At 71.0% G+C, this 6,368-nt stretch carries 8 protein-coding genes; 4 read left to right on the top strand and 4 right to left on the bottom strand.

Translation table 11 applies throughout. The annotated features are described in order from the left end of the window. The coding region (locus tag HMPREF0591_RS27610; RefSeq protein WP_007172076.1) for a permease at positions 1–595 on the bottom strand (595 nt) is incomplete at its 3' end. 97 nt (positions 596–692) lie between these two features. On the opposite strand from HMPREF0591_RS27610, the gene HMPREF0591_RS27615 reads away from it, so the two are divergent. Continuing rightward, positions 693–1,511 (top strand): SGNH/GDSL hydrolase family protein, encoded by an 819-nt coding sequence (locus tag HMPREF0591_RS27615; protein ID WP_040624245.1) that lies wholly within the window; start codon positions 693–695, stop codon positions 1,509–1,511. Between the two features lie 36 nt (positions 1,512–1,547). Next, positions 1,548–2,213, top strand: a complete 666-nt coding sequence (locus HMPREF0591_RS27620; RefSeq protein ID WP_007172078.1) for a DedA family protein — start codon at positions 1,548–1,550, stop codon at positions 2,211–2,213. Positions 2,214–2,220: 7 nt separating this feature from the next. Here HMPREF0591_RS27620 and HMPREF0591_RS27625 read toward each other — a convergent pair whose 3' ends face one another. After that, positions 2,221–2,841 (bottom strand): TetR/AcrR family transcriptional regulator, encoded by a 621-nt coding sequence (locus tag HMPREF0591_RS27625; protein WP_040624246.1) that lies wholly within the window; start codon positions 2,839–2,841, stop codon positions 2,221–2,223. Between the two features lie 154 nt (positions 2,842–2,995). Here HMPREF0591_RS27625 and HMPREF0591_RS27630 point away from each other — a divergent pair, with 154 nt between their 5' ends. Both HMPREF0591_RS27630 and HMPREF0591_RS27635 read left to right on the top strand, forming a co-directional pair. Then, positions 2,996–3,433 carry an anti-sigma factor antagonist gene (locus tag HMPREF0591_RS27630; protein ID WP_040624177.1) on the top strand — a complete coding sequence of 146 codons (438 nt, stop codon included), beginning with the start codon at positions 2,996–2,998 and terminating at the stop codon, positions 3,431–3,433. A 38-nt stretch (positions 3,434–3,471) separates the two neighbouring features. After that, positions 3,472–4,560: a glutamate--cysteine ligase 2 gene (locus tag HMPREF0591_RS27635; protein WP_007172081.1), complete on the top strand. Its 1,089-nt coding sequence runs from the start codon at positions 3,472–3,474 to the stop codon at positions 4,558–4,560. A gap of 24 nt (positions 4,561–4,584) precedes the next feature. Here the strand turns inward: HMPREF0591_RS27635 and HMPREF0591_RS27640 are convergent, their stop codons facing one another. Together HMPREF0591_RS27640 and HMPREF0591_RS27645 are read right to left on the bottom strand one after the other, a co-directional pair. Then, the gene (locus tag HMPREF0591_RS27640; RefSeq protein WP_007172082.1) at positions 4,585–5,370 is read right to left on the bottom strand and encodes a sulfite exporter TauE/SafE family protein; all 786 of its coding nucleotides are present in this window, start codon (positions 5,368–5,370) and stop codon (positions 4,585–4,587) included. Positions 5,371–5,422: 52 nt separating this feature from the next. Further along, complete coding sequence (locus tag HMPREF0591_RS27645; RefSeq protein WP_007172083.1) at positions 5,423–6,355, bottom strand: catalase family peroxidase; 933 nt, start codon at positions 6,353–6,355, stop codon at positions 5,423–5,425. Positions 6,356–6,368 lie beyond the last annotated feature (13 nt).

The following is a 6,368-nucleotide window of genomic DNA, read 5'->3' on the forward strand; positions in this document are numbered from 1 at the left end:
CGACGCCGAGCACCGTCGCGACGCCGACGACCAGCCGGGTCAGCGTCCATTGCCAGGGCGCGACGAAGAACAGGAACACCAGCACGGCCGGGTTGAGCAGCGGGTTGCCCAGCCAGTAGGCGACCGCGGCCGCGGGAGTGATGCCGTTGCGGCGCAAGGTGACGGCGACCGGGGCGGCGCAGCACGTGCACATCATGGAGGGCATGCCGGCGGCCCCGCCGGCCAGCGCGCTCGAGATCAGGCCGCGCCGGTTCAACGCGCGGGGCAGCCACCGCGGCGGGAGCAGCGCCTGCACCGACGCGCTGATCAGCAGCGCGACGACCAGCGCCGGCCAGATCGACGACACGTACGCGTGGAAGAACGTCGCGGCCGCGTGCCAGGTCGGGCGGTCCCCGGCGTGCACGCCGCCCACGGCGAGCATGCTCGATCCGGCCCAGTGGCGGGTCCGATGGGCGGTGGCGGCCTTCGCCACGTAGGGCAGCCACTTCGCCCACAGCAACCCCGCCGTGAACAGGGTGGCGGCGACGACGACGCCGACCGCGACGGTTCGCCGGCCCCCGCTGTGAATTGCATTGCCTTCCAAAGGCATAGCCATGAGCAACGAGGCTAGCCCACGAGCTGGGCCTGCGTGCAGGCGAGTGGGTCGCCACGCCTACCGCACTCCGACGGCGATCCCGATTATTCTCGGCTTCGTGAGCGGGGCTGTTCCGTCTGGATATCGCCGTTACGTCGCGATCGGCGACAGCCAGACCGAGGGCTTGTGGGACGGGGACGACGTCGTCGGCCTCCTCGGGTTTGCTGACCGGCTCGCCGCCATGGTCGACGCTCTCTACCCCGGGCTGCACTACGCCAACCTCGCGATCCGCGGCAAACGCATCGCCGACGTGCTCTACGAGCAGGTCCCGCAGGCCCTGGCGATGCGGCCGGACCTGATCACCGTGTGCGTCGGGATGAACGACGTCATCCAGCCCGGGCGGTCGTTCGGGCCCGCCCTGGTGGAGCTCGAGTACCTCTACGCGGCCCTGGCCAGGTCGGGCGCCACGGTGGTGACGACCACGTTCCCCAACGTCGCGCAGTTCCTCCCGCTGGGGCGGCTGGTCTCGGGCCGCCTGGCCCGCATCAACGCGGCCATCACGGCGGCCGCCGAGCGCTACGGCTTCGGGCTGGTCGACCTGTACAACGCGCCGTCGATGCGCGAGCTGGACACCTGGGCCATCGACCGCGTGCACGCCTCCAGTAAGGGGCACATGCTGTTCGCCGCCGCGGCCGCTGAGGCCCTGAATCTGCCTGGCAGCAACCATGATTGGGCGTACGGACGCCTGGACGCGCGGCGGCGGTCGGTCACCGCCGGCGCCTACGAGCAGCTGCGCTGGACGCAGGACAGCTTCTTCCCGTGGATCTGGCGCCGGCTGCGCGGCCTGTCGTCGGCCGACGGGCGGGAACCCAAACGCCCGCGGCTGGAGAGCCTGAGCACGCCGAGCAGGCCCGCGGACGCGAACCGGCGGGTTTAGGGCGCGCGTCGCCGGAGGGTCAGGCATTCTGGACGCATGGATGTGGAGGCTTTGCTGCACGCGATCCCGCCGCTCGCGGTCTACCTGGTGGTCGGCGGCGTGGTGGGGCTGGAGAGCCTCGGCATCCCCCTGCCCGGGGAGATCATCCTGGTCACCGCGGCGCTGATGTCGTCGCACGACGACCTGCCGGTCAACCCCGTCGGTGTCGGCATCGCGGCGGTAATCGGCGCGGTGGTCGGCGACTCGATCGGCTACACCATCGGGCGCCGCTTCGGCATGCCGCTCTTCGACCGCCTCGGCCGGCGGTTCCCCAAGCATTTCGGTCCCGGACATGTCGCGTTGGCCGAAAAGTTGTTCAGCCGCTGGGGAGTTCGCGCCGTCTTCTTCGGCCGCTTCATCGCGCTGCTGCGGATATTCGCCGGCCCGCTCGCCGGGGCGCTGAAGATGCACTACCCCCGCTTCCTGGCGGCCAACGTCTCGGGCGCCCTCTGCTGGGCCGGCGGCACCACCGCGCTGGTGTATTTCGCCGGGATGGCCGCGGAGCGCTGGCTGGAACGGTTCTCGTGGATAGCCCTGGTCGTCGCGATCGTGTTCGGGCTCATCGCCGCCTTCGCGCTGCGCGAACGCACCTCACGCGCCATCGCCGAACTCGAGGCCGAGCACTACCGCAAGGCCGGCAGCGCCGCCGCCGACGCCGCCTGAGCTCCGGCTAACTGGCCGCCTCGCCGAGATCCTCCGGCGCGACCGGCCGGTGGTCGTCGATGAGGCCGACGGCCATCCTGCGGGCGCGCAGCGCGGCGTCGACGTCGCCCACGGCCGCCAGCACGATGGCGCCCTTCATCAGGATGTGCCAGGACGAGGCGAAGTCCTCCACGTCGATCAGCCCCGCCGCGGCGGCGCGGTGCCGCACGATGTCACGGACGTGGTCGATGTGGGTGATGCAGGCCCGTCCCGCGGGGGAATCGGGCCCGAGCTCGATCAGCACGTTGATGAACGAGCAGCCTTCGTAGCCGTCGCGGAGCTGGATCCAGTCGTGCATGACGTCGAAGATGGCGAGCAGTTGTTCCTCGGGCGTCTCGCCCCGCTGCCGCGACTGTTCCTCGATCAGGCCGTGCGTCCACAGTTCCTCGCGCCGCTGCAGCACGGCCAGCACGAGGTCGTTCTTGGTGGCGAAGTGGCGGTACAGCGTGGCCCTGGCGACGCCGGCGCGGTCGATCACCTCTTCGGTGCCGACAGCGCGGATGCCACGCCGGCTGAACAGCTCGTATGCCGCGGTCAAGATGCGTTCGCGAGCCGATGCGGCGGGCGTTCCAACATCGGGGGTTGGCATGACAAGCCACAACATACTCTTAGCCGCGACATGTAGACAGACTGACCTGTCTTGTTATAGAAATGAGATTCGCATTCCGCGAAGAGTCTGTCTTCAGAGGGCAGGACGGGCATCCATCGCAGCGTCGTAGACGCCGGTCGATTAGGAGTCCACGATGTGCTCGGCCATTGCAGAACCCATGACAACCACCCATCTGATGCTGAGCACGAAGCTGGTCTACGAGCTCGGCGATCCGACCAGCACGCTGCGCGCCACGGCCGATCGCAGCGGCCCGGCGGTGCTGATCTACGCGGGCGGGGAGGTCGACGCGTGCAATGAGCACACCTGGCGCCAGCTGCTCGGCGAGGTCGCCGGCGTCGCCATCGCGCCCGGCCCCCTCGTCATCGACGTCACGGGACTCGAGTTCATGGCCTGCTGCGCCTTCGCGGTGCTCGCCGACGAGGCGAAGCGCTGCAAGGAGCGCGGCATCGAGTTGCGCCTGGTGAGCCGCGAGCCGATCGTCGCCCGCATCGTCGACGCGTGCGGCCTGTCCGGGCTGCTGCCCATCTACCCGACCGCCGATTCCGCGCTCGCGTCCGCGGCCCGTTGGTGACGGGGCGGCCCGGGCACTGATCGGCGCTCCCCGGCCGGATGAGCGAACCTCCCACCTTCGGCGCGGAGGAGGAATTCCTCCTCGCCGACCCGGGAACCGGCGAACCGGCGCCGCGTAACGCCGAGGTGGCCGCCGAGGCCAAGGACCGCGGCGTCGAGCTACAGCTGGAACTGAGCAGCTGCCAGGTGGAGACGACCTCGAGCGTCGTGGCGACCAGCGCGGAACTCGGCGAGGAGCTGACCCGGCTGCGGCGCACGGCGGCGCAGGCGGCCGACGCCGCCGGGCTGCGGCTGTTGGCGGCCGGGCTGCCGCCCGCCACGCCGCACGAGTTTCCCGTCACCGACACCCCGCGCTACCGGCGGATCGGCGAGGAGTACGGGATGGTCGCGCACGAGCAGGGCATCTGCGGATGCCATGTGCACGTGCAGGTTCCGGACCGCGCGGCGGCCATCGGAGTCAGCAACTGGTTGCGGCCGTGGCTGCCGTCTTTGCTTGCGCTGTCGGCGAATTCGGCGGTCTACCGCGGCGCCGACAGCGGCTACGCGAGCTGGCGCAGCGTCTTATGGCGGCGCTGGCCGGTGGCCGGGCCGCCGCCCTTCTTCCTGTCGCCCGACGACTACGACCGCACCGTGCGGATGCTGATCGACAGCGAAGTGATCCTCGACGAGAAGATGATCTATTGGGACGTGCGCCCGTCGCAGAACTTCCCGACGATCGAGGTGCGGGTGGCCGACGTGCCGGCCACCGTCGCCGAGACCGTGCTGCTCGCCACGCTGGTCAGGGCCGCGGTGATGACGGCGCTCGACGCCGGCGCGGACGAGCCGGGCCGGCTTCCGCCGGCCGCGCTGCGCGCGGCGTACTGGAAGGCCGCCCACGACGGGCTCGCCGGGCGCACGATCGACCTGATCCACGGCCGCGGAGCGGTGCCCGCGCGGGAGCACTTGCACGCCTTCGTGGAACGGCTGCGGCCGGCGTTGCAGACGCTCGGTGAATACGACCGCGTCGTGGGCGAACTCGACCGCGTCGCCGCGCGGGGCAACGGCGCCATGCGCCAGTTGCGCGCCTGGCGCAGGCGCGGCGAGGTGATGGAAGTCATCGACGAGGTGGCCGCCGCCACGCTGGGCTGAACCCTTGCGGCGCAGCCCTTCCGGTCACGTGACCGCGAGCAGCCGGTACAGCCCGATCAGGCCCACCACCACGATGGTCGCCCGCAGCGCGTTCCCCGACAACCGGCGCCCGTAGCGCGCCCCGGCCAATCCCCCGACCAGCGACCCCGCCGCGATCAGCCCGGCGGCCGGCCAGCTGATCCGGTCGAAGGCCACCAGCGTATAGGCCGCCGCCGCAACCACATTCACCACCAGGGCCAGCAGGTTCTTGGCCGCGTTCATCCGCTGCACCGACTCCGGCAGCAGCGCGCCCATCAGCCCGACCAGCAGGATCCCCTGCGCCGCGGTGAAATAGCCGCCGTACACGCCGACGGCGAACGTGCCCAGCACCAGCACGGCCATGCGGCCCGGCGTGATGTGCTCGGGCGAGCGGCCCGCCGCCTCGGCGCGCCGCCCCGTCCAGGCCTGGATCCGCGGACCCGTGACCACCAGCGCCAGCGCCAGGACCAGCAGCACCGGCACCACTTCGGCGAAGACCTTTTCCGGCAGGTGCAGCAGCAGAAAGGCGCCCAGCGCCGCGCCGGCCAGCGACGCCGGCAGCTGCCAGCGCAGTCGATTCCATTGACCGCGCAGCTCCGCGCGGTAGCCCCAGGTGCCCGACACGCTGCCGGCGACCAGGCCGGTCGCGTTGGACATGGTGGCCGTCACCGGCGGGAAGCCGAGCGCGACCAGGGTGGGGAACGTGATCAGGGTGCCGGACCCGACGAGCGCGTTGATGGCGCCGGCGCCGAACCCGGCCAGGCAGATCAGGACGATGTGGGAAGGCGACACTGAAGAAAAACCCTAGCGTGCCGCCGGTTTCGGCGCGCAGGAGGAGCGCGGATCAGGCGGGAGGCGCCTCGGCGCCGCGGTCGACGCCGGTGCGGAGCTTGACCGAAGCCGAGTAGGCAAGCGTGCGGAAGTGCAGCACCGGATCGTCGGACGGCTCGATGCCGTCGGTCACCCGCATCGGGTCGAACACGACGATGTCACCGCCGTGCTCGCGCTCGGTCTCCGGGCCGGTGATCTCGAGCGTGCCGACGGTCGCGATCTGGGTGCTCTGCCAGGGCGCCGACGGGTCGACCGTCGAGTCGGTGGGCCCGCCGATCTGCACGCGGTAGTGAAACCGCACCGGCCCGCCGTCCAGGCGCGAGTTCAGCTCGTCGGTGAGGAAGTCCGGGGCCTCGCCGTGCGCCGCCGCCGCCGACAGGTAGCTTTCCGTGGCGGCCGGAACCATATGGTAGCGAACGAATCTGGCGCTGCCGTCGTCGGCGACCCAGCGGAACGCGTGCAGGCCGTGGTACCCGATGGTGGCGTAGCTCGCCGGGATCTTGTTGGCGTCGCGCAGCACCGGCAGCGCTCCGAGCAGCCGCGGGTGGCGCAGGAAGTGTTTGGCCATCCGCAGCGGGGTCGTCAGGCCGGGCCGCATCGCCTTGAGCAGATCGACGAATCCGTCCGGCGTGCTCGAGACGAACAGGCGCGCGGTCTGCGTCGACACGTCGGTGGTGGAACCGTCGGGCAGGGTGAACTTCACCGCCATCCCGCGGACCCCCGGCACGTTGTCGCGCTGCTTGGGGTTGCCCGCGCCGTTGGAGAACCGGATCAGCGCCGGGACCGTCGATCCGTCGAAATGCTTTGCGCGCGTGAGCATGACCGCGTCGGGCGTCGCGGTGAACGTGCCGCGGTAGAGGGTGCCTTTGGCGTGCAGCGCGCGGCAGCCCGGCTGCGCACCGCCGGCGCCCCGGATCGCCTCGATCGCCTCGTCGGGAGTGACCATGGGCGAATCTTAA

This window comes from Mycobacterium parascrofulaceum ATCC BAA-614 (genome assembly GCF_000164135.1).
In the GTDB taxonomy this organism is placed as follows: Bacteria; Actinomycetota; Actinomycetes; order Mycobacteriales; family Mycobacteriaceae; genus Mycobacterium; species Mycobacterium parascrofulaceum.

What these genes read in the sequence shown, in the direction of transcription:
- HMPREF0591_RS27620 (WP_007172078.1), top strand. Translation starts at nt 1,548, where the DNA reads ATGGATGTGGAGGCTTTGCTGCACGCGATCCCGCCGCTCGCGGTCTAC.
- HMPREF0591_RS27625 (WP_040624246.1), bottom strand. Translation starts at nt 2,841, where the DNA reads ATGCCAACCCCCGATGTTGGAACGCCCGCCGCATCGGCTCGCGAACGC.
- HMPREF0591_RS27630 (WP_040624177.1), top strand. Translation starts at nt 2,996, where the DNA reads ATGTGCTCGGCCATTGCAGAACCCATGACAACCACCCATCTGATGCTG.
- HMPREF0591_RS27635 (WP_007172081.1), top strand. Translation starts at nt 3,472, where the DNA reads ATGAGCGAACCTCCCACCTTCGGCGCGGAGGAGGAATTCCTCCTCGCC.
- HMPREF0591_RS27645 (WP_007172083.1), bottom strand. Translation starts at nt 6,355, where the DNA reads ATGGTCACTCCCGACGAGGCGATCGAGGCGATCCGGGGCGCCGGCGGT.